Genomic DNA, 25,376 nt, shown 5'->3' on the forward strand with positions numbered 1-25,376 from the left:
ACGAGTAGCACTTCGTAACGCTGTCGGGTGTGTGGTGCGTTTAACCACCCACCAGCCCCCTTCACTGACGCCCGACGTGAATGTTATCAGAACGTAACTGTTGACCTTCCTGGGCAGAAGTACTGGCTGAAAACCGCGAAAAACAATCGGAATCAGCGCGGAGAAATACTCGCCAGATGACGTCCGACCGCGATCCAGGCCCCTATCCAGCCCAATATTGTACTCGAAAACAGCAGCGTGGCACCCCCTGCAATGCCCAGCGCGGGCAACACATAGTTGCCGCCATAACTTTGTACAAGGGCCGTCACGGGTGCCGCCAGCCAGTTGCCGCCAAGCGCCAGGATCCCGCAGGCCAGCAGCCCCCCTCCCAGACCGTACCAGGCACCGCTGTAGAGGAAGGGACGCCGCACGAAGGCGTGGGTCGCCCCGATCAGCGTCACGACCTCGATCTCCTGGCGGCGACTCTCCACGGACAGGCGGATGGTATTGCCCACCACCAGCAATACGCCCAGCCCGAAGAGTAACGCGAGACCCAGCGTCACTTTCTGACCCAGCTCACCCAATTGGCGCAGACGCTCGAGCCAGGCCAGATCCAGGCGTGCGCTGGCGACACCCGGCTCGCCTTCGAGACGCGTGGCCAGAGCACGCACAGACTCCGGCATGGTGTCCAGCGGCGTGATGACGATGCTGGCCGGCAAGGGGTTGTCATCCAGCAGGCTCAGTGAGCGCTTGAGGTCCAGCGCCTGGGCGAACTCCTGCATGCCCTCGGCGGCGGTGATCAGACGCACTCCTCCGACACCGGCAGCGTCGCGCAGCGAGTCCGACAGCGTCAGCGCCTGGCTCTCATCGACCGAGGTTTCAAGATAGAGGGTGAGCTGAGCGCTGTCATTGAGTTCATTGTCGAGCAGGCGCGCGCTGTCCAGTGCCAGCCACAGCGCCGCCGGCAACGTCAGTGCGATGGCGATGGCCAGCATGGTCAGCAGGCTGGCGATGGGCGCGACCAGCAGGCGGCGTGCGCTGTCGCGCGCCATGGCAGCGTGATGACGCAGCCAGCTGCGGTAGCGGCTCTCGACCGAGACACGACTGGAGCGCGCCCCCTTGCGCGCAGCACGCTCGGTGGCCTCCGGTGATTCAGGTGCCTGCGCGGCGGCCTTGCGGGTACGCGTCTCGGCGCGGGACTGGCCACGCTCGCGTGAAGAAGGAGAATCGTTGCGGGAACGCGGGGGACTCATCGGGCATCCTTGTCGGCGATCAGACGACCATCGGACAGCTCCAGCGTGCGATGGTGCAGGCGGGCGATCAGCGCCAGATCGTGACTGGCAATCATCACCGTGGTACCGATGCGATTGAAGTCCTCGAACAGACGCATGATGTCGGCGGACAGTGCCGGGTCCAGATTGCCGGTCGGTTCATCGGCCAGCAGCAGCGCGGGCTTGTTGACCACGGCACGCGCGATGCCGACCCGCTGCTGCTCACCACCGGACAGCTCGATCGGCAGCGCCTTCTCACGATGCAGCAGACCGACCTTGTCGAGCGCCGCTCGCACCCGCCGCGCCTGTTCACGCGGCGGGACCCCCTGGATCATCAGCGGCAGGGCCACGTTGTGGAAGATGTTGCGGTCACTCAGCAGCTGGTGGTCCTGGAAGACCACGCCGATCTGGCGGCGGTAATATGGCACCTGGGAGGTATGCAGCCGCCCGATATCGTGCCCCGCCACCAGAATGCGCCCACGCGAGGGGCGCTCGAGGAGCATGATCAGCTTGAGCAACGAGCTCTTGCCGGCACCGGAATGGCCTGTCAGAAAGACCATCTCGCCACGCTCGACCCTGAAGTCGAGCCCGGCCAGTGCATCGAAGCGCCCTCCATAGCGCTTGCCGACATGCTCGAAGGCAATCATGCCTCGCGCGACTCGGCGTTGGCCTCTTCGCTTGCCTCATCGCCAGCGCGTGCAAACAGGGCACTGACGAAGTCATCAGCCGCGAAGGGACGCAGGTCATCAACACCTTCCCCGACACCGATATAGCGGATCGGCAGATTGAGCTGCTTGGCCAACGCGAAGATGATGCCGCCCTTGGCGGTCCCATCCAGCTTGGTCAGCGTCAGGCCCGTGATGTTGACTGCTTCATGGAAGGTAGAGGCCTGTGACAGCGCGTTCTGGCCGGTACCGGCATCCAGCACCAGCATCACCTCGTGGGGCGCGGACACATCCAGCTTGGCCATCACGCGCTGCACCTTCTTGAGCTCTTCCATCAGATGGCCCTTGTTGTGCAGGCGGCCCGCGGTATCGGCGATCAGGATATCGACGTTACGCGCCTTGGCGGCTTCCAGGGCGTCATAGATGACCGAGGCACTGTCGGCACCGGTATGCTGAGCGATGACCGGCACCTTGTTGCGCTCGCCCCAGACCTTGAGCTGCTCCACCGCCGCGGCACGGAAGGTATCGCCCGCCGCCAGCATCACGCTGCGCCCCTGGCTCTGATAGCGCTTGGCCAGCTTGCCGATGGTGGTAGTCTTGCCGACGCCGTTGACGCCGATCATCAGGATCACGAAGGGACCGCTGCCCTTGGCCGGCAGCTCCAGGTCCTTGGCGACCGGCGCCAGCATCACGCGCAGCTCTTCCTGCAGCGCTTCGTAGAGCGCCTGCGGCTCCTTCAATTCCTTGCGCGAGATACGCGCGGTCAGGTTGTCGATGATCTCGGTGGTCGCCTCGATGCCCACGTCTGCCATCAGCAGCTGGGTCTCGAGGTCTTCCATCAACTCATCATCGATCTGCTTCTTGCCGAGGAACAGGCTGGCGACGCCCTCGGTCAGATTGGCGCGTGTCTTGCCAAGACCGGCCTTGATGCGCGCGAAGAAGCCACGACGTGGCTTTTCGCGTCCGTCGCGGGCCGTGTCACGCGCCTTGTCGTCCTCGACCACGGCGTCTGCGCCAGCGGCGGCAGCCTCGACGGCACGTGCTTCTTCTTCCTGGCGAGCCTGTTCCAGCGCGGCCTGCTCTTCGGCCTCGATGGCGGCCAGCTGCGCGGCGGCCTGACGCTCTTCTTCCTCGCGAGCCGCGATACGCGCCTCTTCGGCACGCGCTTCACTGGCGGCTTCTTCCGCACGGGCCTGAGCGGCCTGTTCGGCAGCGATGCGCTCGGCCTCTGCCTGGGCGGCCTGCTCGGCAGCCAGACGTTCCGCCTCTTCCCGGGCGGCCTGTTCAGCGGCGACGCGTTCTGCAGCGGCCTGCTCTTGGGAGATACGCTCCGCTTCGTCTCGGGCGGCCTGTTCCTGAGCGGCCTGTTCCTGCGCGATGCGCTCGGCTTCGGCCTTGGCGGCCTGGTCGGCAGCCGCCTGCTCAGAGGCGCGGCGCTCGGCTTCAGCTTCGGCCTTCTGATCTTCGAGCTTCTGAGCCTCGGCCCGAGCCGCCTCTTCACCGGCAAGGCGCTCTGCCTCTACCTTCTCGGCCTCGAGCCGCGCTGCCTGCTCGGCATCGGCTGGCTCGTGGGGCGTGGCGTCTTGTGTCTGTTCAAGAGCCTGTTGCTCGAGGGCCTGCTGCTCGGAGGCTTTCTGCTCCTGAGCCTTGTGTTTCTTGCGCTTGAAAAAACCGAACATGGCGAGACAGTCCTGAACTCGTGAAAGTGGCGTCATCCTACCATCCCTTCGGGGCTGAAGGTACGCACCGCGCGGCATCCGGCGTCGCACATGCTAGACTCGCGGCATGAAAAAACGCGCATCCTCCCAAGGCCCCGCACGGGGCAAATCCAACGCGCCCTCGCGCGCTGACAAGCAGCACGGCAAGCAGAGCGGCAAGCGTGGCCAGGCCGCCGGCGGGCCAGGTCGCCTGCGCATCATCGGCGGACGCTTCAAGCGCCGCCTGCTCAACGTGATCGACGCACCGGGCCTGCGCCCGACGCCCGACCGCGTGCGTGAGACGCTCTACAACTGGCTGGGCTTTCATGTCGGCGGCGCCCGCGTACTTGACCTCTATGCCGGCAGCGGCGCGCTGGGCCTCGAGGCGCTGTCGCGTGAGGCGGCGCATGTCACCTTCGTGGAACGCGACAGCCGCGTCGCGCGTGCGCTCGAAGCCAATCTCGCGACCCTCGCCAACGGTGACAGCCTGCCAACACAGGTGGTGACCGGCGATGTCCTGCACTGGCTCGAGACGGCCACTCCCGCCGCGGGCGGCATGGATCTGGTGCTGCTCGATCCGCCCTTCCGGCTCGAGCTGGCCGCCGCGAGCTGCGCACTGCTCGAAGCGCATGGCTGGCTGAGCGATGACGCCATGATCTATCTGGAAGTGGAATCCGGCCTCGACCCCGTGGTACCTGCCAACTGGCAGCTGCATAGGGAAAGCCGTGCCGGCGACAGTCATGGCCGCCTGTATCGGCGCCATCCGCCCGCCTGAGCCACCTTCCCACTTGTGTCGACTCAGGCGGCGTCGTAGTCTGCCTGCAGGCGGGTATCGCTGCGCCATCCGGCAAGGATTCCCGACATGGCCGATATTCATCGCACCAGCATTTACCGCATACCTTTACCGCCCTCAACGAACCCCCTCGGGCCACGATCGTGACTCGACAAGGAGATAGCATGAGCACCGAACTCTTTACCCAACTTGAGCAGAAAGTCGGCCAGGCCATCGACAGCATCGAGATGCTGAAGATGGAAGTCGAAGAGCTGAAGGAAGAGAACCAGCGCCTGACCGAAACCAAGGGCAGCCAGGGCGAAGAACTGGAACAACTGCGTCAGGCCAATGCTCGCCTGCAGGAAGAGCGTGACCAGTGGGCGAGCCGTCTGGAAGGACTGATCGCACGCTTCAGCGAGACCGAGAGCGAAACCCAGAGCGCCTGACGCCCCTGCGCGGCCTGAGCGCAGGCCCACGTGAACATGCATTCTTGATCAATGACTCTTGAACAGGAGCGCTTGAACAAGAGTTCATGAACAGGGCCTCATGAAAACGCCGCCGACAGGAGACTGTCGGCGGCGTTTTCGTGTCGGCGGGCTTTCACGTCAGCGGCAGCGACATGAGCCAGGCATCCTCACGCCCACCCTCCGCCAGCGGGTAGTAGCCCTTGCGCACTCCATCCCGAGTGAAACCGGCCTTCGCATAGAGGGCTGCGGCGGCGGCATTGCTGGCGCGCACCTCCAGCAGCAGGCGCTCAAGCCCCGAGTCACGCTGCCAGTCACGCGCCCGCGCGATGGCGGCGGCCAAAAGGCGTGCGCCGACGCCCTGCCCGCGCTGCGCGGCGTGTACGGTGATCGCCTCGATCTCGGCCTCGAAGGGCCCGCGCGCCAGCACCACGAAGCCGATCAGCTCTGCAGTCGAGGTCTCATCGTCCGACGGCTCACAGGCCTGCCACCGGGCGCCCAGCACGCAGCGCGCGTCATCGTTGAGCACATCGATCAGCTGTGACTGGCTCAGGCCATGTGCCTGGCTGGCCTCGATGGCCTCAAGCGCCGTCAGAGTCGCTTGATCATCGGCCAGCTCACGCAGCTCGAGACGCCGGGAAACTGACCCTCTCATGAGGCGTCCATCTGCGGCGATGCCGCCTGCCACTCGCGTCCCCAGCGGATCAACAGCGGCCACAGTTTGCGCTTGGCCTCACTGGAGCGCGCCAGCGCCGACAACGCCGGCCCCTGCCAGACCGGCAGATTCAGCAGACTGGAGGTCGCCTCGCCGCGCTCGGAAGCGGTGATGCCAAGCACCTCGTGCAGCGTCTGGCTTGCCTCATCACTACCGAAGATCAACAGCCTCTCCGGCTGCCAACCACGACGCGCCGGGCCACTCAGGAAGGCATGCAACCCTTCGCGGGCTTCCTCAAGTGGCGCACTGGCCTTGAGGTTGGGCAACAGCGGCCAGCGGAAGTGGCTGAAGGTGAGCCCTGATGCCGTCTCAATACCGGCGGCGCGCCACAACGCCTTGAGCAAGGCTTCCCCTTCCAGATGCGGTGCCTCGTCACCGGGCAGCAGGATCAACCAGCGTCCTTCCAGCGCCGCCAGCTGAACGCTGAAGCGCAGTGGCGGCTTGTCTGCCGCGGGCGGTGTCACTGCCTCATCTGCTGCTGGAGCCTCTGCCGTGACCTGCGTCGGCGGCGTCCCCCACGAGGCGGTGCTGCTGGTCTCGGCAGCGCCGGGCGTCGGCGAGGCAGCCGCAGCGGGGGCTTCGACCGCCGCCGGCGCCATGCCCAGCAAGGCGCGTGCACTCGAGGCCGGAGAAGGCCCTGCCGGGCGTGGTGAAGCGCTGCCGGCCATGCCGCCACCCTGAGCAGAGGAGCCATGGCTGGCATCCGCGGTCTGGTGGGCAGCAGGCGGGCGCGGCGCCTCATCGATCAGCGCGTGCAGGCGCGCCTGGGGCGCGACCGCCTCCGCCGCTTGCGGCTCGGGCCAGTCACACGCCTGGGTGGGCAAGGCATTGGGCAGCTGATAGCGACCGACCCAGGCGGTCAGTCCCATCGCGTCCAGATATTGCAGGCGTTGCGGTTCAGGGGTCATGGTCAGTGCTTGCCGCCGCCCAGACAGTTGGGGGAGTCCGGAATCTCGCCGCCGCGTGCCGCCCACTCCTGCGCGGTGTACAGGTGCAGTGCCAGTGCATGTACCGGGCCATCCAGCTCTTCGCTGAGCAAGGCATACAGCTGCTGGTGACGCTTGACCCGCGACAGGCCGCTGAAGCGATCGCTGACCAGGGTCACCTTGAAGTGGGTCTCGGAGTTGGCCGGCACGCTATGCATATGGCTCTCGTTGACGACTTCGACCATCAACGGGTCAAGCGTCGCGAGCTTGGTGTCTATCTGGGTCTGGATGCTCATGCGCAATCTCCTTGAAGGGGGGAAGCCGCACGACGGGCATGCGGAAAATTGAGGGTGACGATGCGATCGTCACAACGCAAATGGCCTCGGGCATTTTGCCCGAGGCCATTGTAGCGTCTGTCGCCATCACTGACAGTCATTGCTGACGGCGCTCGCTGACAGCGCTTGCGGAAAGTGCGGCGACGGCGGCCATCATGCCGAAGAGTCAGTCAAGATCGGCCAACAACTCGTCATCGACTTCGCTGACTTCCAGCGGTGCCTCGTCGTCCAGGTCGACCGCCAGATAGCTGTGCTCGACGGTCAGGAAGCGCTCGAAGAGTGCCTTGTCCATCGGCTCCGGCCAATGGCGGGTGTCTTCTTCCCAGGCACGCAGCTCGCTTTCCAGCACGTCCAGCCAGCGCTCGGTGACGAAGCCATCCAGTGCCTCACGTGTGTCCATCTCGGGAATCAGGTAGACGGTGCTCTCCTGATTGACATCCTCCAGCGCCAGATCCTCGCCTCCCTCGCCTTCGGATTCCAGCGAGTTGATCCAGTCGACAAACGCCTGGGTCGGCTTGACGCTCAGGGCGGAACGGTTAAGCAGCTTCATTCTGCACTCTCCAGGACATTCAGGGACAATTCCGAGACAGGACACACCGTGGATGGCAGCGCCGCTCATGAAGCAGGCACGCGATGCGGGTGAGCCTCGAGGTGTCCAGCGCGTCACCCTGGCAGTACCAGGGCGCCAGCAGACTGGACGCCGACCATTATGGCCGCTCGCGGGCAACAAAGCCAAGCGCCACCTTGCCTCATCGGCACCTATCATGCCCCGCGAGGCACTCGCCATCAGCCATTCGTGTGAGGCAGAGACCACAACGCCCCCGATCAGGGATCGGAGGCGTTGTGGGTGCCCTCAGCGTGGCCCGTCACGATGGCGCGTCACGCCGACACATCATGCGGGGCTGGTGGCCTGCTGCTCAGCCCTGCAGCGGACGCATCGCCGGGAACAGCAGCACGTCGCGGATGGAGGCGCTGTCGGTCAGCAGCATCACCAGACGGTCGATGCCGATGCCTTCACCGGCGGTCGGCGGCATACCGTATTCCAGCGCGCGCACGTAGTCGGCGTCGTAGAACATGGCTTCGTCATCACCGGCGTCCTTCTCGGCCACCTGGGCCTGGAAACGCTCGGCCTGATCTTCGGCGTCGTTGAGCTCCGAGAAGCCATTGGCGATCTCGCGGCCACCGACGAAGAACTCGAAGCGATCGGTCACGTGCGGGTTGGCATCGTTGCGACGCGCCAGCGGGCTGACTTCGGCCGGATATTCGGTGATGAAGGTCGGCTGGTCGAGGCGGTGCTCGGCGACTTCCTCGAAGATCTCGGTCTCGAGCTTGCCCAGCCCCCAGATCGGCTTGACCTGGATACCCAGACGCTCCGCCGTGGCGCGGGCGGCGTCGTAATCTGCCAGATCAGCTTCGGTGATGCCATCGCCGTACTTGATGATCGACTCGCGCATGGTCATCTGGATGAACGGCTGGCTCAGGTCGTACTCGCTGCCCTGACAGGTGATCTGCGTGGTGCCGAGCACTTCCTGGGCCGCGGTGCGGATCATGTCTTCGGTGAGCGCGATCAGGTCACGGTAGTCGGCGTAGGCCCAGTAGAACTCGAGCATGGTGAACTCGGGGTTGTGACGCGTCGACAGCCCTTCGTTGCGGAAGTTGCGGTTGATCTCGAACACGCGCTCGAAGCCACCCACCACCAGACGCTTGAGGTACAGCTCCGGCGCGATGCGCAGGTACATTTCCATGTCCAGCGCATTGTGGTGCGTGATGAATGGGCGTGCGGTCGCGCCACCCGGGATCTGCTGCAGCATCGGCGTCTCGACTTCCATGAAGCCGCGATCGCTGAGGAAGCGACGGATGGAGGCGACGATGCCGGCACGCAGAGCGAAGGTACGGCGTGACTGCTCGTTCATGATCAGGTCGACATAACGCTGGCGATAGCGCATTTCCTGATCGGACAGACCGTGGAACTTGTCCGGCAGCGGACGCAGGTTCTTGGTCATCAGCTGGGCGCTTTCGATCATGACGTACAGATCGCCCTTGCCGGATTTGTGCACCGGGCCACTGGCACCGACGATGTCACCGATATCCCAGCTCTTGATGTCCTCGAGCAGCGCTTCCGGCAGGCCCTTCTTGTCGACGTAGAGCTGAATCTGGCCGGAGACTTCCTGCAGCACGATGAAGGGGCCACGTTTGCGCATGATACGCCCGGCGACGGCGGCCTTGCGGTCCAACGTCTCCAGCTCGGCCTTGTCCTTCTCGCCCAGCTCTTCCATCAGGTCAGCGGCGAGGCTGTCACGACGGAAATCATTCGGAAAGGCACTCTTGCCTTCGGCGGCGGCCTGCTCGCGGCGGGCGTTCAGCTTGGCGCGACGTTCGGCGATCAGACGGTTCTCTTCCTGAGCCTGTTCGGCGGCCTGCTGCTCATCAATGGCGGGGGTCTGCTCTGTCGACATGGAGGGGCCTGTCTCGTGTCAAAGGGTCATGGCCTGGGCCACGACAGATCATGATCAGCCTGACGGACGATAGTGACCATCAGGGCTGACCGCGATACGGGGATTCGTGGCCTCCGCCGGCGAGACCGGCGGAGGCGAATAGGCGCTGGGCCGCGAGGGGACTCGCGCTCAGAGCCCCATCTTGAGGCTGGCGACGATGAAGTCATCGAGGTCGCCGTCGAGCACCTTGTCACAGTTGCTCGACTGGACGCTGGTCCGCAGGTCCTTGATGCGCTGGTCATCGAGGACGTAGGAGCGGATCTGGCTGCCCCAGCCGATATCGGACTTGGAGTCCTCGAGTTCCTGCTTGGCGGCGTTGCGCTTCTGCATCTCGGCTTCGTAGATACGCGCCTTCAGCATCTTCATGGCGCGGTCACGGTTGGAGTGCTGGCTACGCTCGGTCTGGCAGGCCGCCACGATGCCTGTCGGCACGTGGGTGATACGTACCGCGGAGTCGGTGGTATTGACGTGCTGACCACCGGCGCCGGAGGAGCGATAGGTATCGGTGCGCAGGTCGGCCGGGTTGATATCGATCTCGATGTTGTCATCGATTTCCGGCGACACGAACACGGACGCGAACGAGGTGTGACGACGGCCGCCGGAGTCGAAGGGACTCTTGCGGACCAGACGGTGCACGCCAAGCTCGGTGCGCAACCACCCGAAGGCGTATTCGCCCTGGATGTGGATGGTGGCGGACTTGATGCCGGCGACTTCACCGGCGCTCGCCTCGACGATCTCGGTCTTGAAACCGTGATGCTCGGCCCAGCGCAGGTACATGCGCAGCAACATGTTGCCCCAGTCCTGTGCCTCGGTGCCGCCGGAGCCAGCCTGGATATCCAGGTAGGCGTTGTTGGCGTCCATTTCACCGGAGAACATGCGACGGAACTCGAGCTTCTCAAGACTGGCCTTGAGCTGGTCCAGCTCGCGGACGACTTCGTCCACGGTGCCTTCGTCCTCTTCCTCGACCGCCATTTCCAGCAGATCGGAGCAGTCGGACAGACCGTTGCTCATGTCGTCGAGGGTCTTGACGACCAGCTCCAGCGACGCACGTTCCTTGCCGAGCTTCTGCGCGTAGTCCGGGTCATTCCAGACATCCGGATTCTCGAGCTCGCGAGTGACTTCCTCTAGCCGATCCTGCTTTTCGGCATAGTCAAAGGTACCCCCTCAGGACTTCTGCCCTTTCGGACAGGTCCTTGATGAGGTTGGTGATCGGATTGATCTCTTGCATGGTCGTCCTGTCTTGAGGCGATGATGCGTGAATGGGTGCGCGGCGATCCTGTCGCAAGCGACGGGCTTCGCCACATGCCACCCGTAGGGACATGTGCAGATCGACAGCGCGCAAAGCCCGATATTGTAGCCATTTCCCGGCGTGGCGACCATGCCCGGCCCATCATCCAGCGCAAGGTGGGCGATGGCCGCCTGCAGGCCTCTGTCACAACGTGCACAAGCCTCGGTCTGGCTGTCTTTCAGGCGACTGCGACCAAAGTCATCCAGACGTCCGCCAGCCACGAATGCCGCGGCATTCCACGCCCAACATCAGACTTATCGAATGCACGCATAAGCTATCCATTTTTTAACATGGACAACGCACCGCAAAAGATTCAATGGTAGAGGCATCACTCGTACTCCCCCTAACAACAATAGCGAGCTTCCCCACCATGGCACGACTGCACTCCCCCTCTCACACCCCGGCACTCCCCAAGCGCTTCGCGCTCAAGCGTCTGGCAAGCTCCCTGCTGCTGGCCGGAAGTATCGCCGCTTCCCCGGGCATCATGGCCGACACGCTCAAGCTGGCGATCATGGGCGAACCGGCCTCGCTGGACCCGCAGCAGATCTCCGGCACCTGGGAAAATGACGTGGTGGGCGACCTCTTCGAGGGGCTGGTCACCGAAGCCGCCGATGGCGAGCGCATCCCCGGTGCGGCCGAGTCATGGCAGATTTCCGACGATGGCAAGACCTACACCTTCACGCTGCGCCAAGACGGCAAGTGGTCAGACGGTGAGCCAGTGACCGCCGAGGACTTCGTGTACGCGCTCAAGCGCATCATGACGCCGGAAAATGCCTCGGATTACGCCTACATCCTGTATCCGATCAAGAATGCCAAGGCCATCAACAGCGGCGAGGCCGAGCCGGACACCCTCGGCGTGCGTGCCGTGGATGATCACACCCTCGAGATCACCCTCGAGCGTCCGACGCCCTACTTCCTGGACCAGCTGTCGCACTACACCGCCTACCCGCTGCCGAAACATGTCGTGGAGAAGTACGGCAAGGACTGGACCGACCCCGGCAAGATGGTTTCCAACGGTGCCTTCGAGCTGAGCGAGTGGCAGCCGCAGACCCGCATCGTCGCGCTCAAGAATCCTGAGTTCCACGATGCCAGAGAAGTCGCGCTGGATGAGGTGATCTACTACCCCATCGAGGAACGCAACAGCGCCCTGAAGCGCTTCCGCGCCGGCGAGATCGACATCGCGCGCGAATTCCCGACCCAGCAATACGGCTGGCTGAAGAACAACCTGCCGGACGCCACCCACGTCGCGCCCTACCTGGGCATCTACTACTACGTGCTCAACTCGCGCGATGGTCATGCCACGGCAGACCCGCGCGTGCGTGAGGCGCTCAACCTCTCCATCCGTCGCAACATCATCACCGACAAGATCCTCGGCACCGGCGAAGTGCCGGCCTACAGCTTCGTGCCCACCGGCGTGAACCATTACGACATCCAGGAAATGGCCTTCAAGGACATGTCGATGGATGAGCGCATGCAGAAGGCCAGGTCCCTGATGGAAGACGCCGGCTATGGCCCGGACAACCCGCTGGAGCTGACCCTGCGCTACAACACCAGCGAAGACCACAAGAAGGTGGCCATCGCCGCCGCCGCGATGTGGAAGCCGCTGGGCGTGAAGGTCAATCTGCTGAACGCCGAAGTCGCGGTGCACTACGAGGACATGCGCCAGGGCAAGTTCGATGTCGGCCGCGCCGGCTGGATCGGCGACTACAACGACGCCCAGAACTTCCTGAACCTGCTGGAAAGCGGCGTGCCCAACAACTACGGCGCCTATTCCAACAGTGCGCTGGATGACGACATGCAAGAGGCTGCCAATACGCTCGACATGGAGGATCGCGAGGCATTGATGCAAGACGCCGAGCGCAAGGCGCTGGATGACTATGCCGTGCTGCCGATCTACTACTACGTGTCGCGCAATCTGGTGAACCCCAAGCTCAACGGCTGGCAGGACAACATCGAGGATACCCACCGCTCGCGCTGGATCTCGTTCTCCGAGTGAGGCGAGCCCTGTGAGCCTCTGGCCTGGCTCGCAGTTCTCCAGATCGTCATGGGTCCACGCTCGTGTCCGGCAGGGCAGGAGCGTGGCATTTGCCAAGGATGGCACCAGAAGATGACGTCGCGCCCCACGGGCGTGACAAGGAGTTCATGCATGTCCCCCACCTCACCGATGCAATGCGCGGCAAGCCTCGGCGCAGGCCTGCTGCTGTCCATTCTTTCTCTCTCCTTCGGCGCTTCCGGCAGCGCCATGGCCGCACAATCCACAAGCCCTGCAAGCCAAGGCGAGCAGATCCTGCGTATCGCCAATGGCGCCGAGCCGGCGTCACTGGACCCGCAGCAGACCAGCGGCACCTGGGAGACACGCATCACGCGTGATCTGTTCGAGCCGCTGATCGCCTACTCCGCCGACGGCGAGCTGATTCCCGGGCTGGCAGAGCGCTGGGAGTCGTCCGCCGATGGGCTGAGCTGGACCTTTCACCTGCGCGAGGGGCTCGAGTGGTCAGACGGCACGCCGTTGACCGCCCAGGATGCCGTCTTCGCGCTGCGCCGCCTGCTGACACCCGCCACCGCGGCCCACAACGCCACGCTCTACTACCCGATCGTCAATGCTCGCGCGGTAAACACCGGCGCGCTGGCACCGGAGCAACTCGGCGTGACCGCGCCCGATGCGCAGACGCTCACCATCACGCTCAGTCATCCCTCGGCGACGCTTGAGCAGACGCTGGCGATGAGCGAAGCCGCCCCGCTGCCACGCCATGTGATCGCGGCCAATGGCGCTGACTGGATGCGGCCGGCCAACATGGTCACCTCGGGTGCCTTCGTGCTCAACGAATGGGCGCCACAGTCGCATATCACACTGTCACCCAATGCTCGCTATCACGCGGCAGACACGGTCGCGCTCGATGAGGTGGTCTACCTGCCCATCGAGGAGAGTCATGCCGCGCTCAATCGCTTTCGCGCCGGCGAAGTCGAGATCGCCTACGGCGTGCCCGCCAGCCACTACGCCTGGATTCAGGACAATCTGGCCGCTGCCCTGCACACCTACCCGATCCTCGGCGAGTACTTCTATGTCTTCAATCTGCGCGCGGGCTCGCCCGTGGCCGACCAGCGCATTCGCCGCGCGCTGAATCTGGCCACACGCCGTGAGGTGATTACCGAGCGCATTCTCGGCATGGGCCAGATTCCCTCCTGGCACTTCGTGCCGAAGGCATTGAGAGAACATCAGGGCGCGCGCTTCGACTTCGCTGACTGGTCGATGGACCGGAGGATGGCGAAGGCCCGCGAACTGATGGCCGACGTGGGCTACGGCCCGGACACCCAGCTTGAGCTGACCCTGCGCTACAACACCCTGGAAGATCACAAGAAGATCGCCGTGGCCCTCGGGGCGATGTGGAAGCCGCTGGGCGTGAAGGTGACGCTGACCAACACCGAGGCCGCGGTGCATTACCGCGATCTGGCGCTGGGCGATTTCGAGGTCGGGCGTTACGGCATGATCGCCACCATCGCCGATGCCTACGACTTCCTGAACGCCTTCAGCAGCGACAACACCTCCAACGCGCCCGGGCTCAGCTCGCCGACCTACGATGCGCTGATCGAGGCGGCGGCGCGTGAAGGAGACATCGACACCCGCCAGCGCCAGCTCCACGACGCCGAGCAGTATCTGCTCGACAACGATGTGGTGCTGCCGCTCTACGACTATGTCACCTCCAGCCTGGTCGACCCCGCCATCAGCGGCTGGGCGCCCAATGCGCTGGACGTGCACCCGAGTCGCTATCTGCAGCTCGATACCTCGCACTGACAGACGACAGTCACCCATAACAACGACACACCCGGGCAGCGGCCCGAACGGAGCACTGGATGCTGAGCTACACCCTCAAGCGGTTGCTGCAGGCGATTCCTACCCTGCTGATCGTGATCACCCTGTCGTTCTTCCTGATGCGGGTCGCTCCGGGCGGTCCCTTCGATGGAGAGCGCCGTCTCCCCCCGGAAATCGAGCAGAACCTGCGCGCGGCCTATCACCTGGATGAGCCATTGCCGATGCAGTACCTGCGCTATCTGGGCGATCTGGTACAGGGCGATCTCGGTCCGTCCTTCAAGTACAAGGACTTCGACGTCAGCGAGCTGATCAGCCAGGGCTTCCCGGCCAGTCTGGAGCTGGGCATGTGGGCGATTCTGGCCGCGCTGCTGATCGGAGTGCCGCTGGGGGTGATCGCGGCCATCCGGCGCAACTCGACGGCGGATTACCTGGTGATGAGTACGGCGCTGGCGGGAATCGCGGTGCCCAACTTCGTGATCGCCCCGCTGCTGGCGCTGGTGTTCGGCGTGCTGCTCGGCTGGCTGCCGGCCGGCGGCTGGAACGGCGGCGCCTGGCAGAACCTGCTGCTGCCGGTGGTGGCGCTCTCCATCCAGCAGATCGCCTACATCGCCCGCATGATGCGCGCCAGCATGATCGAGGTGCTCGGCAGTCACTACATCCGCACCGCCCGCGCCAAGGGCCTGAGCGAGTGGAAGGTGATTCTGCGCCATGCATTGCGGCCGGCGATGCTGCCGGTGGTCTCGTACCTCGGCCCGGCCATCGCCGGCATCATCACCGGCTCGGTGGTGATCGAGCAGATCTTCGGCATTCCCGGCATCGGGCGCTATTTCGTACAGGGGGCGCTCAATCGTGACTACACCCTGGTGATGGGCACGGTGGTCTTCTATGGCGCCTTGATCCTGCTGCTCAATCTGATCGTCGATCTGCTCTACAGCATGCTCGACCCGCAGATCCGCTACGACGACTGACCCGAGGCCCTGACATGTCACAGACAACTCCCGCTCCCCACGGCACCGGCGGTGCCAGTGCCTTCGACGGCCAGCCGCCTGCCGCGCCGGCAGGCGACAGCCTGACCCGCGACGCCTGGCGTCGTCTCAAGCAGAACCGCGCTGCCATGTGCAGCCTGGTGGTGATGGCCGTCATCGTGCTGGCCTGCCTGATCGGCCCGTGGCTGACGCCCTTCGAACTCGATGAAGTCGACTGGAACGCCATCGGCACCGGTCCGGACCTGGCCTCCGGCCATGTCTTCGGCACCGACGTCAACGGCCGCGACCTGCTGACCCGCACCCTGCATGGCGGCCAGATCTCGCTGTCGGTAGCGCTGGTCGCCACCTTCGTCAGCCTGGTGATCGGCGTGCTCTACGGTGCCGTCTCCGGCTACTTCGGCGGACGCACCGACAACCTGATGATGCGCTTCGTCGACATCATGTATTCGCTGCCGTTCATGTTCTTGGTGATCTTGCTGATGGTGGTGTTCGGTCGCAACATCTTCCTCATCTACGCCGCCATCGGTGCGGTGGAGTGGCTGGACATGTCGCGCATCGTGCGCGGCCAGGTGCTGGCACTCAAGAAGCGCGAATTCGTCGAGGCGGCGCATGCGCTGGGGGTGCGCGACCTGCAGGTGGTCACCCGTCACCTGATCCCCAATGCGCTGGGCCCGGTGATCGTCTACGTCACGCTGACGGTGCCCAAGGTCATCCTGCTGGAGAGCTTCCTGTCATTCCTCGGTCTCGGAGTGCAGGAACCGCTGACCTCGTGGGGCGTGTTGATCTCCGAAGGCAAGGACATGATGGAGACCGCGCCCTGGATGCTGCTGGCGCCCTCGGCCTTCCTCGCCGCGACCCTGTTCTGCCTCAACTTCCTCGGCGATGGGCTGCGTGATGCCCTCGACCCCAAGACTCGCTGAACCGGAGCGCTGATCATGACTTCTTCACCCTCTACCTCCGGCACCTCCTCCAGCCTGCCGCCAGCACGCAACGCCGCTGACCAGGCGCGCGCCGACACCCTGACTCGCCTGGGCCTGGCCGCCGAGGCGCCGGGCACGCCGCCGCTGATGGAGGTCGATGATCTCAAGGTCGACTTCCAGCTGCCGGACGGCGCGGTACCCGCCGTCAAGGGCGTCAGCTTCACCCTCAACAAGGGCGAGACGCTGGCGCTGGTCGGCGAGTCCGGCTCCGGCAAGTCGGTCACGTCCACCGCCATCCTGCGCCTGCTGCCGGAACTCGCCGAGATAAAGGGCGCCATCCGCCTGCGCGGCGAAGACCTGCTGAGTGCCTCGACGCGGCGCATGCGCGAGCTGCGCGGCAACCGCATCGCCACCGTCTTCCAGGAGCCGATGACCTCGCTCAATCCGCTGCACCGCATCGGCCGTCAGATCATCGAGGTACTGGCGCTGCATCGTGACCTCAAGGGTCGCGTGGCTCGCCACAAGGCGCTGGAACTGCTCGAGCAGGTCGGCATCCCGGAGCCGGCGCGACGTATCGACAGCTATCCCCACGAGCTGTCCGGTGGCCAGCGTCAGCGCGTGATGATCGCCATCGCGCTGGCCTGCGAGCCGGACCTGCTGATCGCCGATGAGCCGACCACCGCGCTGGATGTCACGGTGCAGGCGCAGATCCTGCGGCTGCTCAAGTCGCTGCAGCAGCGCTACGGCATGGCGATCCTGTTCATCACCCACGACCTGAGCATCGTGCGCCACTTCGCGGACCGCGTCTGCGTGATGCGTCACGGCGAGCTGCTGGAAACCGGCGCCACCCACGACGTCTTCGAGCGCCCGCACCACGCCTACACCCGCATGCTGATCGATGCCGAACCGGCCGGCGAGAAGGCCCCGGTTGCCGCGGATGCACCAGTGCTGCTGTCGGCGCGCGATGTGCGTGTCAACTTCACCATCAAGCGCCCGCTGTTCGGCCCCAAGGTCGCCTTCGAAGCGGTGCGCGGCATCGATCTCGAAGTGCGACGCGGCCAGACCATCGGCATCGTCGGCGAGTCCGGCTCCGGCAAGTCGACGCTGGGGCGTGCCCTGCTGCGCCTACTCAAGAGCCAGGGCCAGATCAGCTTCGATGGCGCCGATATCATGCCGCTGGACAAATCAGGCATGCGCCCCTTGCGCTCGCGCATGCAGGTCGTCTTCCAGGACCCCTTCGGCTCCCTGTCGCCGCGCCTGACCGTGGGCGAGATCATCAGCGAAGGTCTGCGCGTGCATCACCCTGAGCTCAATCGCGCCCAGCGCGATGCGCGGGTCTGCGACGCCCTGAGCGAGGTCAGCCTCGACCCCGGCATGCGCAATCGCTATCCGCATGAGTTCTCCGGTGGTCAGCGCCAGCGCATCGCCATCGCGCGCGCCCTGGTGCTCAAGCCGGAATTCCTGCTGCTGGACGAGCCGACCTCGGCGCTGGACCGCTCCGTACAGGTCACGGTGATCGACCTGCTGCGCGACCTGCAGGCACGCCACGGCCTGACCTATCTGTTCATCAGCCATGACCTGGCAGTCGTGCGTGCGCTGTCAGACCACCTCATCGTGATGAAGGAGGGCGAGGTGGTGGAAAGCGGCAGTACCCACGCCATCTTCGAGGCGCCCCGGGAGCGTTATACGCGTGAATTGATGCAGGCCGCCTTCGCCCCGGACCTGGGCCAGACGCACCACTGACACCCTAATAAGAAGACATGCCTGATGGGCGCTGCGGCGCCCATCAAGACCCCGCTTTGCCTGAGAAAAGGCGCAGGCAAGGGCAGCCGGGTGCTTGCACCCGACCGAGGCCGGAGCAGGACGCTCCGGCATGACCCACACCGATGGAAAGACAGACACAGAATGACGATGCAACCTACAACAACAGCCAGCACCCCCCTTCACACTCACGACCACGTCACGCGATTGGCGCAGCCCTGCTCGGCACGAGACGCCCGGACAACTCGCTGTACTGGAAGAAGGGTTTCGGAGAGTTCACTGTCGGCCTGCTCTATCAGCTCGGCCATGATGGCCAGCACAGCACCGAAACGCCCCTCTTCGAGGATGGCGTCTTCACCACCGAGACCGAGTACTCGGGCTATGAGCGTGACCACCGCGATGAAGCCGCACTCGACTGGAAACCGAACAAGGACGTCACGCTGGGCAGGGCCTTCCACCATCCCGAAATGAGCGACTACGAGAGCGGCAACAGCGACCAGCTGATGTTCCTGGCGCGTTACGACTTCTGATCGTCATGTCAGACGCTGGTGACGGTTCGCCAATGCTCGCGCTGAGGCGATAGTTCTGCCCTTGCCTGATGAACCCAACAGGACGACAAGAAAACGCCCGGTCATATGACCGGGCGTTTCTGTATCGATTGTATCGGTTGTCCCGAGACCAGCTCAGCGCTTCAGCCGCTGACGTACTCAGAAACGATAGGTCGCACCGAGACCGAAGCCATGCGCTTCATTCTCGTAATCGGCTTCATAGGTGCCACGGTTGGGCTCGTTCAGGCTGACGGTGGCCGTCTCTTCCCACAGGTAGGTGTAGGCCATGTCGATGGTCAGATCCGGCATCGGTGTCCAGCCAGCCCCCAGCGAGAAGATGGTGCGATCACCGGACGGAATACGCGCGCTGCGATGCTCATCCACGGTCGGGCTGTCATCGAAGGCCATACCGGTACGCAGCACCCATTGCGGGTTGAGCTGATAGCTCAGGCCGACCGCATACTGCCAACCGTCCTCATAGCCCTGTTCCTCGACGATGTCATTCATGTTGTCGACTTCCACCGCGATCTCGTCGAAGCGGCTCCAGTGCACCCAGGTCACGCCCGCCATCAGCGTCCAGCGATCATCCAGCTTGTGCGTCACGGAGAAGTCGATGCTTTCCGGCAAGGTCACGTCCAGCGAGGCGTCCTGCTCGGTATTCACAAGGCCTGGCGCGGTCATGCTGCCATTGAAGACATTGTTGTACTTGGCATCACCTTCCAGGCTGTAATCCACCTTGGAGCGATAGGACAGACCGAGACGGGTACTTTCCACCGGCTGGAAGATGACCCCGACGTTGTAGCCCCAGGCGGCATCGTCACCCTTGATCTTGACCTTGCCATCGCCTGCGCCAAGGACATCGGCAGTATTCGACGTCAGCTCACCCTTGATGCTGTTGTAGGTCACACCGGCCCCGATGGCCCACTTGTCATTGATACGGTAGGAGATGGTCGGCTGGGCGGTGACCACCTCGACTTCACTGTAATTGGCGAAATAACGGCCGCGGAAATCAGAACCATAATCGGTGATCACGCCAAAGGGTGCGTAGACCCCGAAGCCCAGTGCTACCCGATCATTCATCGGCTGCACGTAATAGAAGGAAGGCACTGCCGCTCCCGGCACCATGTCACCGTCATCTCCGCCAGAGACTGGCCGACCGAGTGCATCATTCGCGCTGGCGACATCAATATCGGTATTGACGTCCAGATAGGTCACACCGCCGGTAATCTGGGCACGATCCAGGAAGGACATGCCGGCGGGGTTGCCGAACACGGTGGAGGCATCATTGGCATTCGAGGCGCGCCCGGCGAAGGAGGTGCCCTGGGTACTGACACTCTGCTCGTTCAGCTGGAAGGCCCCCGCGTGAACGCCACCGGCATAAGCCGTGGCTACCGTTGCCAGAGCGACCCCGAGGGTGAGTTTGTTCATCTTGTTTTTCATTATGGATGGCGTCCCATTGCAGGTGGCTGGAGAGCCGCATGTTGTTGTTATCATTCGTTGATGCATAGCTCTGTCATCTACGTTTTGGGCGAGTCGTGCGTTCAAGTCAAGGGCGAACGTTTGTTTGAATAGGGAGATTTCTAGTATGCAGGGAACTTTCATTCATGTCTGCACTGTCACGTGCTGCTAAACCCCTGACCTGACGAGGATTTAGTGCCTTGTCGCCAGCGTTTAAAACACGGCAGCCCCCTCTGCTCCCCCCTCTAGCCTATTGGTCGAACATCAGACTTTTCGTATGTATCGGCTCGCTTGACCTATGTGCAACACATAAGTCTTAAACTGATGATCAGTCACGGAACATTGGCTGCCGACAGACCTACAGGGCAGCTGGATGCTCTCTCCGCCACTCTTCATCACGAGGAGGTGTTGCAATGAAAGTCGCTGAACTGGCCCGCGCGGGAGGCGTCACCGCTGAAACCGTTCGCCACTACACGCGCCAAGGGCTGATCACGGCCCGACGTGATCCCGTCAACAACTACCAGCGCTTCGATGAGCAGGCGCTGGTACGCCTCAAATTCATCAGTCAGGCACGCCAGCTGGGCTTCAGCCTTGCCGATATCAAACAGATTCTCGAGCAGGCGGACCAGCACGACTCGCCTTGCCCGCTGGTACGTGACCTGCTGCGACAGCACCTGCCGAGAGTGCGCGAGCGCATTCGTGAGCTGGAAGCCCTGGCAGGGCGCATGGAGCATGCGCTGGATTGCTGGCAGGACCTGCCGGATGGCGTGCCGGACGGCAACAGTGTGTGCTGTCTGATCGAAGGCTTTCCGCAGGACATGCCCGACACCGCTTCCACTTCCAAACGCCGCGACGGGGGGCACTCATGATGACCCCGTCACTTCCCGAGACGCGCCTTCTGCAGGCGCCAGGCATCCATTGTCAGGGCTGTGTCAGCAGGATTCGTCGTGCCCTGCAGGCGCAGGACCCACAGGCCGAGTTGCTCGGGGCACCTGACGCGGAGCTGTTGCTGATGCATAGCCAGCTGTCATCCACGGCACTGCAGGAAGTCGCGGAAGACTGCGGCTATCCCCTCCGGGAGGAAGCCCTGCCAGAACGCGCTCATCACGACCTATCGGTGTATGGTATGCACTGCCAGAAGTGCGTCGCCAGATTGCGCGAGGCCATCCAGCACTGGGATGAGGCTGCGCAAGTCACTGGCACGCCGAAAGAAGACATTCTCGACGTGGACACCTGTCTGCCGCGCGGACTGCTCGAGCGCATCATCCTCGAGACGGACTATTCGCTTGAGGCCCACGCCGAGGTGGATGAAGCTCAAGTCGCGCCGGCTGCGAACGCGTCAAGTGCTGCGAACAAGGCAGCGACTGAGAGCCAGCCAGCCGATAGCGCAAGCACCGAGTTCTCACTGTCCGGCGTCACCTGTGCCAGCTGCGTGGCGACGATCCAGAAGGCACTGGATGGCCTGGATGGAGTTGAGCAGGCGCAGGTCAACTTCGCCTCGCGCACCGCCCAGGTCACGAGCCGCCTCGCTCCCGACGAGATCGTCTCTGCCATCGAAGGTGTCGGCTACGGGGCAAGCCTGGTGGAAGACGCGCAGGCCGGTGAGCAGCAACAGCAGGAAGACGCCGATCAGGAATATCGCTCTCGTGTCCGCGACAGCGTGCTGTCGCTGGGCATCGGTATCCCCCTGATGATCAGCATGTTCTTCCATCACCCCGGCTTCGAGGGGCTCGAGCGCGGGGTGTGGCTGGCGATCGGCGTCGCCGTGCTGGGCGTGCTCGCCACGGCAGGACGCAGCTTCTTCACCAGCGCCTGGAAGGCCTTCACGCACCATCAGGCCAACATGGATACGCTGGTGGCGCTCGGTACCGGGGCCGCTTGGCTCTACTCCATGGGCGTGCTGCTGTTCCCCGACAGCGTGCCCCCGGCGGCGCGCGGGCTCTACTTTGAAGCCTCGACCATGATCATCGGCTTGATCAGCCTGGGGCAGGCGCTGGAAGTCCGCGCCCGGGGCCGCACTCAGCAGGCGCTGCGCGCGCTGCTGGATCTGCAGACTCGCACTGCCCGCGTGATCCGCGACGGTGAAGAGCGCGAGATCGATATCAATGAGGTCCGCAGCGGGGACCAGGTGCGCATTCGCCCCGGTGAGCGCATCCCGGTGGATGGCCGGGTCATCGAGGGCCAGAGCCATATCGATGAATCGATGCTCAGCGGTGAGCCACTGCCCGTGTCACGCAGTATCGGTGATGAGGTAGCCGCCGGTACGTTCAATACGCGTGGCAGTCTGGTCTTCGAGGTCGAGCGCGTCGGTAGCGAGACGCGCCTGGGACGCATCATCAACCAGGTGCGTCAGGCGCAGAATTCGCGCCCGCCGATTGGCCGGCTGGCAGACACCATCTCCGGCGTGTTCGTGCCCAGCGTGATGATCATCGCCATCGTCGCGGCGCTGGTGTGGTTCAACTTCGGGCCGGCGCCGACCGGCGTGCATATGCTGGTGGTCGCGACGGCAGTGCTCGTCATCGCCTGCCCGTGTGCGCTGGGTCTGGCGACGCCGATCTCGACCATGATCGGGGTCGGCAAGGCAGCGGAGCATGGTGTGCTGGTACGCAGCGGTGAGGCACTGCAGACCGCCAGTCGCTTGACCGCGCTGGTGGTCGACAAGACCGGCACCCTGACGCGCGGCAAGCCGGAAGTCGCCGAGGTCTCGCTCCTCGAAGGGGAAGACGAGGAAGCCGTGCTGGATGCAGCATATGCACTGGAGCGGGGCTCCGAGCACCCGCTGGCCGCGGCACTGCTGGCACATATCGAAGACAGACGCCCCGATGCTTCGCGCAGCAAGTCCTTCCATGACTACCAGACCATCAGCGGGCGCGGCATTCAGGCCCAAGACGATGTAGGGCGCACCTGGCGCATGGGCAACGCTGCCATGCTGGAAGAGGCAGGTATCAGCCTGGCCCCTCTCAGCGAGCAGATCACGGCGCTGGAAGACAATGCGCGCACCCTGATTCTGATGGCCCGCGACGATAAATTGCTCGCCGTCTTCGGCCTGGCCGACCCGCTGCGTGACGATAGCCGCGATGCCATCGCTCGCCTGCATGCCATCGGCCTCAAGGTAATCATGCTGACCGGTGACAACCCTCACACGGCAGCGGCCGTGGCGCGCGAGACCGGTATCGATGATTACCGTGCCGGCGCCTCACCGAATGACAAGCATGATGAGATCGCGCGGCTGCAGCGGGAAGGCCATGTCGTCGGAATGGTAGGGGATGGCATCAATGATGCCCCTGCGCTGGCGCTGGCCGATGTCGGCTTCGCCATGGGCGAAGGTACCGACGTCGCCATCGAGACCGCCGGTATCACGCTGATGCAGCCGTCGCTGGGCGGGGTCGCGGATGCGATCGCGATCAGCCAGGCCACCCTGCGCAACATCAAGCAGAACCTGGTCGGGGCCTTCGGCTACAACCTGATCGGCATCCCGATTGCCGCGGGCATCCTCTACCCCTTCACGGGCATGTTGCTGTCGCCGGTCATCGCGGGGCTGGCCATGTCCTTGTCCTCGGTCACCGTCGTGACCAATGCCAATCGCCTGCGTCGATATACGCCCCCGAGCGCAGCTGGATCCGCAACGGGTAGCCCCGAGAATACCGCCACCACCTCACAAGGAGCGTCAGCATGATCTGCATGGCCATCAACCTGCTAGGGCTCGGCCTGATCGCCGCCATTGTCTGGTGGTTCTGGCTCGCCAAGTCATGAAGCACACTCCAGGCCTTGCTCTGTAGTCGCTGAAATCGAGCAAGATGATTGCACAGGACAATCGCGCAAGATCTTCATCTCAAGGCCCTGTCACATCCTGTGTGGCAGGGCTTTTTCGGGCTCTTCGACGCCAGGTGTGGAATTAGTGCCTAGGAATGGTCCAGGATATGGGGCCCCGAACAGACTGGAGAATTGACATGGATGGTACTCAGATCCTGACCCTTGGTTTGGGCTTGCAAGCGCCTTGGAAACTCAAGGACCAGCATCTGGATACCACGTCATCCCCGCATCGCCTCGAGCTTTACGTGGAAGCCGATCGGGGGAGCCTCTATGCCTGCCCAGAATGCGGCAAGGCATGTCCGGCGCATGACTTTGCCGACAAGTCCTGGCGACACCTGAACTTCTTTCAGCATCATTGCTATCTCTATGCTCGTGTTCCTCGCACCCGGTGCCCAGAGCACGGCGTCAAGCGAGTCGAGGTGCCCTGGGCCCGCCCTGATAGCGGCTTCACACTGTTGTTTGAACAGGCTGCCATGTCGTTGGTCAGGGAGATGCCTGTACTCGCCGTCTCTCGGCAATTGGAAGTCACTGACAAGCGTTTGTGGCGCATCGTGCATCATTACGTAGGCCGCATGCTGGGAGACCTGGATCTTTCTCAGGTTGCCAATGTCGGGGTCGACGAAACGGCATCACGTCGAGGGCAACGTTACGTCACCGTATTTCTCGATATGCAACGCCAGCAAGAGCCGGTGATCTTTGCTGTCCAAGGACGTGGCAAAGAGACGATCAAGGCGTTCAGCATCTTTCTAGAGGCACATGGTGGCGCCCCGGGCAATGTGGTTGAAGTCGTGTGTGACATGTCTCCGGCCTTCCTCAATGGCACTGCGGAACATCTTCCTGATGCTCGAGTGACGGTTGACTGGTTCCATATCGTGCAGACGTTCACCAAGGCGCTGGATGAAGTGCGTAAGCGGGAACGTCGAGAAAAAGCCCATCCCAAGGCCCTGCGCTGGGCAGTGCTGAAAAGCATGGATAACCACAACCTGACGGAAAAACAGCTGGTCGCCCTCCGGGAGCTGGTTGCTGATCAAGGGGCTACCGCGAATGCATGGCTCATCAAGGAAAAGCTGAGGTGGATTCGTCGCTCACCGACAGCGCGCGGGGCTCGTTGGCGCATCACGAATTACCTCAAAGTGATGCGTGAGGCAGTCGCTGGTCACACGCTTCTCAAGCCAATGACAAAAGCACTCAATACGTTGGAGCGACATGCCGACCAGGTTGTGAGGCGCTGGTACTCAGGCCTGACGAACGCACGTTTGGAAGGCATGAATGGCCTCTTTCAGGCTGCCAGATCTCGGGCTCGCGGCTACCGAAACGAAAGCAATTTCATTGCGATGATCTACCTGATCGGCAGTCCCGTGGGGCGCATGCTGGATGAAGTCAAATCCACATGAAACGTCGAAGAGCCCTTTTTCGTGACTGTGTCCCGATCAAAATCGCTCCAGACGGCTCTCGCAAGACTCGCAACGATA

At 63.6% G+C, this 25,376-nt stretch carries 21 protein-coding genes; 11 read left to right on the forward strand and 10 right to left on the reverse strand.

Features of this window, described 5'->3' with window-relative positions; genetic code table 11:
* Positions 1-152: 152 nt before the first annotated feature.
* The 3 genes from ftsX to ftsY are packed head-to-tail and all read right to left on the reverse strand — an operon-like array spanning position 153 to position 3,294.
* Positions 153-1,232, reverse strand: a complete 1,080-nt coding sequence (gene ftsX / locus AC5WNJ_RS15430) for a permease-like cell division protein FtsX (protein WP_495930131.1) — start codon at positions 1,230-1,232, stop codon at positions 153-155.
* On the reverse strand, positions 1,229-1,897 hold the full coding sequence (gene ftsE / locus AC5WNJ_RS15435; RefSeq protein ID WP_495930132.1) for a cell division ATP-binding protein FtsE: 669 nt from the start codon (positions 1,895-1,897) through the stop codon (positions 1,229-1,231). Before ftsE ends, ftsX begins: the two co-directional genes overlap by 4 nt.
* On the reverse strand, positions 1,894-3,294 hold the full coding sequence (gene ftsY, locus AC5WNJ_RS15440; RefSeq protein WP_495931064.1) for a signal recognition particle-docking protein FtsY: 1,401 nt from the start codon (positions 3,292-3,294) through the stop codon (positions 1,894-1,896). The genes ftsE and ftsY overlap by 4 nt, the downstream gene beginning before the upstream one ends.
* A 406-nt stretch (positions 3,295-3,700) precedes the next feature.
* On the opposite strand from ftsY, the gene rsmD reads away from it, so the two are divergent.
* Entirely contained in the window at positions 3,701-4,387 is a 687-nt protein-coding gene (rsmD, locus tag AC5WNJ_RS15445; protein WP_253064202.1) for a 16S rRNA (guanine(966)-N(2))-methyltransferase RsmD, read from the forward strand.
* A gap of 182 nt (positions 4,388-4,569) precedes the next feature.
* Positions 4,570-4,830, forward strand: a complete 261-nt coding sequence (zapB, locus tag AC5WNJ_RS15450) for a cell division protein ZapB (RefSeq protein ID WP_176678078.1) — start codon at positions 4,570-4,572, stop codon at positions 4,828-4,830.
* A 154-nt stretch (positions 4,831-4,984) separates the two neighbouring features.
* On the opposite strand, the gene AC5WNJ_RS15455 is transcribed toward zapB, so the two are convergent.
* The 6 genes from AC5WNJ_RS15455 to prfB all read right to left on the reverse strand — a co-directional run bounded on the left by AC5WNJ_RS15455 (position 4,985) and on the right by prfB (position 10,547).
* Positions 4,985-5,503, reverse strand: a complete 519-nt coding sequence (locus tag AC5WNJ_RS15455) for a GNAT family N-acetyltransferase (RefSeq protein WP_495930133.1) — start codon at positions 5,501-5,503, stop codon at positions 4,985-4,987.
* Positions 5,500-6,471 (reverse strand): hypothetical protein, encoded by a 972-nt coding sequence (locus AC5WNJ_RS15460; RefSeq protein ID WP_495930134.1) that lies wholly within the window; start codon positions 6,469-6,471, stop codon positions 5,500-5,502. Before AC5WNJ_RS15460 ends, AC5WNJ_RS15455 begins: the two co-directional genes overlap by 4 nt.
* A gap of 2 nt (positions 6,472-6,473) precedes the next feature.
* Positions 6,474-6,785, reverse strand: coding sequence for a BolA family protein (locus tag AC5WNJ_RS15465; RefSeq protein ID WP_043336297.1), 312 nt, complete (start codon positions 6,783-6,785; stop codon positions 6,474-6,476).
* 205 nt (positions 6,786-6,990) lie between these two features.
* On the reverse strand, positions 6,991-7,374 hold the full coding sequence (locus AC5WNJ_RS15470; protein WP_253064210.1) for a hypothetical protein: 384 nt from the start codon (positions 7,372-7,374) through the stop codon (positions 6,991-6,993).
* Positions 7,375-7,741: 367 nt separating this feature from the next.
* Positions 7,742-9,280: a lysine--tRNA ligase gene (lysS, locus tag AC5WNJ_RS15475; protein ID WP_176678082.1), complete on the reverse strand. Its 1,539-nt coding sequence runs from the start codon at positions 9,278-9,280 to the stop codon at positions 7,742-7,744.
* Between the two features lie 168 nt (positions 9,281-9,448).
* A protein-coding gene (prfB, locus tag AC5WNJ_RS15480; protein ID WP_176678083.1) for a peptide chain release factor 2 occupies positions 9,449-10,547 on the reverse strand; the annotation gives its coding sequence in 2 pieces (ribosomal slippage) (positions 9,449-10,471 and positions 10,473-10,547; 1,098 coding nt in all).
* A gap of 430 nt (positions 10,548-10,977) precedes the next feature.
* Here prfB and AC5WNJ_RS15485 point away from each other — a divergent pair.
* The 6 genes from AC5WNJ_RS15485 to AC5WNJ_RS15510 all read left to right on the forward strand — a co-directional run bounded on the left by AC5WNJ_RS15485 (position 10,978) and on the right by AC5WNJ_RS15510 (position 18,615).
* The gene (locus AC5WNJ_RS15485) at positions 10,978-12,603 is read left to right on the forward strand and encodes a peptide ABC transporter substrate-binding protein (protein WP_495930135.1); all 1,626 of its coding nucleotides are present in this window, start codon (positions 10,978-10,980) and stop codon (positions 12,601-12,603) included.
* A gap of 150 nt (positions 12,604-12,753) precedes the next feature.
* Positions 12,754-14,400 (forward strand): peptide ABC transporter substrate-binding protein, encoded by a 1,647-nt coding sequence (locus AC5WNJ_RS15490; protein ID WP_495930136.1) that lies wholly within the window; start codon positions 12,754-12,756, stop codon positions 14,398-14,400.
* A 59-nt stretch (positions 14,401-14,459) separates the two neighbouring features.
* Positions 14,460-15,386: an oligopeptide ABC transporter permease OppB gene (gene oppB, locus AC5WNJ_RS15495; RefSeq protein ID WP_253064218.1), complete on the forward strand. Its 927-nt coding sequence runs from the start codon at positions 14,460-14,462 to the stop codon at positions 15,384-15,386.
* A 14-nt stretch (positions 15,387-15,400) separates the two neighbouring features.
* The gene (locus AC5WNJ_RS15500) at positions 15,401-16,324 is read left to right on the forward strand and encodes an ABC transporter permease (RefSeq protein ID WP_495930137.1); all 924 of its coding nucleotides are present in this window, start codon (positions 15,401-15,403) and stop codon (positions 16,322-16,324) included.
* A 147-nt stretch (positions 16,325-16,471) separates the two neighbouring features.
* Positions 16,472-18,067 (forward strand): ABC transporter ATP-binding protein, encoded by a 1,596-nt coding sequence (locus tag AC5WNJ_RS15505; protein ID WP_495931065.1) that lies wholly within the window; start codon positions 16,472-16,474, stop codon positions 18,065-18,067.
* A 143-nt stretch (positions 18,068-18,210) separates the two neighbouring features.
* A complete protein-coding gene (locus tag AC5WNJ_RS15510; protein WP_253064228.1) occupies positions 18,211-18,615 on the forward strand; it encodes a hypothetical protein in 405 nt (134 codons plus the stop codon).
* 177 nt (positions 18,616-18,792) lie between these two features.
* Here AC5WNJ_RS15510 and AC5WNJ_RS15515 read toward each other — a convergent pair whose 3' ends face one another.
* Positions 18,793-20,061: an OmpP1/FadL family transporter gene (locus tag AC5WNJ_RS15515; RefSeq protein WP_253064230.1), complete on the reverse strand. Its 1,269-nt coding sequence runs from the start codon at positions 20,059-20,061 to the stop codon at positions 18,793-18,795.
* Between the two features lie 443 nt (positions 20,062-20,504).
* On the opposite strand from AC5WNJ_RS15515, the gene AC5WNJ_RS15520 reads away from it, so the two are divergent.
* The 3 genes from AC5WNJ_RS15520 to AC5WNJ_RS15530 all read left to right on the forward strand — a co-directional run bounded on the left by AC5WNJ_RS15520 (position 20,505) and on the right by AC5WNJ_RS15530 (position 25,298).
* Positions 20,505-20,960, forward strand: a complete 456-nt coding sequence (locus AC5WNJ_RS15520; RefSeq protein ID WP_253064232.1) for a MerR family DNA-binding protein — start codon at positions 20,505-20,507, stop codon at positions 20,958-20,960.
* Positions 20,957-23,767 carry a heavy metal translocating P-type ATPase gene (locus AC5WNJ_RS15525; RefSeq protein ID WP_495930138.1) on the forward strand — a complete coding sequence of 937 codons (2,811 nt, stop codon included), beginning with the start codon at positions 20,957-20,959 and terminating at the stop codon, positions 23,765-23,767. The genes AC5WNJ_RS15520 and AC5WNJ_RS15525 overlap by 4 nt, the downstream gene beginning before the upstream one ends.
* 274 nt (positions 23,768-24,041) lie before the next feature.
* Positions 24,042-25,298: an ISL3 family transposase gene (locus tag AC5WNJ_RS15530; protein ID WP_495930139.1), complete on the forward strand. Its 1,257-nt coding sequence runs from the start codon at positions 24,042-24,044 to the stop codon at positions 25,296-25,298.
* Positions 25,299-25,376: the final 78 nt, after the last annotated feature.

The sequence above is a fragment of the Cobetia sp. PDI-23MA genome (assembly GCF_059507735.1).

Excerpts from the sequence above, each read along its gene's own strand:
- AC5WNJ_RS15525 (WP_495930138.1), top strand. The coding sequence starts at position 20,957 with ATGATGACCCCGTCACTTCCCGAGACGCGCCTTCTGCAGGCGCCAGGC.
- rsmD (WP_253064202.1), top strand. The coding sequence starts at position 3,701 with ATGAAAAAACGCGCATCCTCCCAAGGCCCCGCACGGGGCAAATCCAAC.
- AC5WNJ_RS15490 (WP_495930136.1), top strand. The coding sequence starts at position 12,754 with ATGTCCCCCACCTCACCGATGCAATGCGCGGCAAGCCTCGGCGCAGGC.
- AC5WNJ_RS15455 (WP_495930133.1), bottom strand. The coding sequence starts at position 5,503 with ATGAGAGGGTCAGTTTCCCGGCGTCTCGAGCTGCGTGAGCTGGCCGAT.
- AC5WNJ_RS15465 (WP_043336297.1), bottom strand. The coding sequence starts at position 6,785 with ATGAGCATCCAGACCCAGATAGACACCAAGCTCGCGACGCTTGACCCG.
- ftsX (WP_495930131.1), bottom strand. The coding sequence starts at position 1,232 with ATGAGTCCCCCGCGTTCCCGCAACGATTCTCCTTCTTCACGCGAGCGT.
- ftsE (WP_495930132.1), bottom strand. The coding sequence starts at position 1,897 with ATGATTGCCTTCGAGCATGTCGGCAAGCGCTATGGAGGGCGCTTCGAT.
- zapB (WP_176678078.1), top strand. The coding sequence starts at position 4,570 with ATGAGCACCGAACTCTTTACCCAACTTGAGCAGAAAGTCGGCCAGGCC.
- AC5WNJ_RS15520 (WP_253064232.1), top strand. The coding sequence starts at position 20,505 with ATGAAAGTCGCTGAACTGGCCCGCGCGGGAGGCGTCACCGCTGAAACC.
- AC5WNJ_RS15500 (WP_495930137.1), top strand. The coding sequence starts at position 15,401 with ATGTCACAGACAACTCCCGCTCCCCACGGCACCGGCGGTGCCAGTGCC.
- AC5WNJ_RS15470 (WP_253064210.1), bottom strand. The coding sequence starts at position 7,374 with ATGAAGCTGCTTAACCGTTCCGCCCTGAGCGTCAAGCCGACCCAGGCG.
- AC5WNJ_RS15460 (WP_495930134.1), bottom strand. The coding sequence starts at position 6,471 with ATGACCCCTGAACCGCAACGCCTGCAATATCTGGACGCGATGGGACTG.
- AC5WNJ_RS15530 (WP_495930139.1), top strand. The coding sequence starts at position 24,042 with ATGGATGGTACTCAGATCCTGACCCTTGGTTTGGGCTTGCAAGCGCCT.
- AC5WNJ_RS15510 (WP_253064228.1), top strand. The coding sequence starts at position 18,211 with ATGGAAAGACAGACACAGAATGACGATGCAACCTACAACAACAGCCAG.
- AC5WNJ_RS15485 (WP_495930135.1), top strand. The coding sequence starts at position 10,978 with ATGGCACGACTGCACTCCCCCTCTCACACCCCGGCACTCCCCAAGCGC.
- oppB (WP_253064218.1), top strand. The coding sequence starts at position 14,460 with ATGCTGAGCTACACCCTCAAGCGGTTGCTGCAGGCGATTCCTACCCTG.
- AC5WNJ_RS15505 (WP_495931065.1), top strand. The coding sequence starts at position 16,472 with ATGGAGGTCGATGATCTCAAGGTCGACTTCCAGCTGCCGGACGGCGCG.
- AC5WNJ_RS15515 (WP_253064230.1), bottom strand. The coding sequence starts at position 20,061 with ATGAACAAACTCACCCTCGGGGTCGCTCTGGCAACGGTAGCCACGGCT.
- lysS (WP_176678082.1), bottom strand. The coding sequence starts at position 9,280 with ATGTCGACAGAGCAGACCCCCGCCATTGATGAGCAGCAGGCCGCCGAA.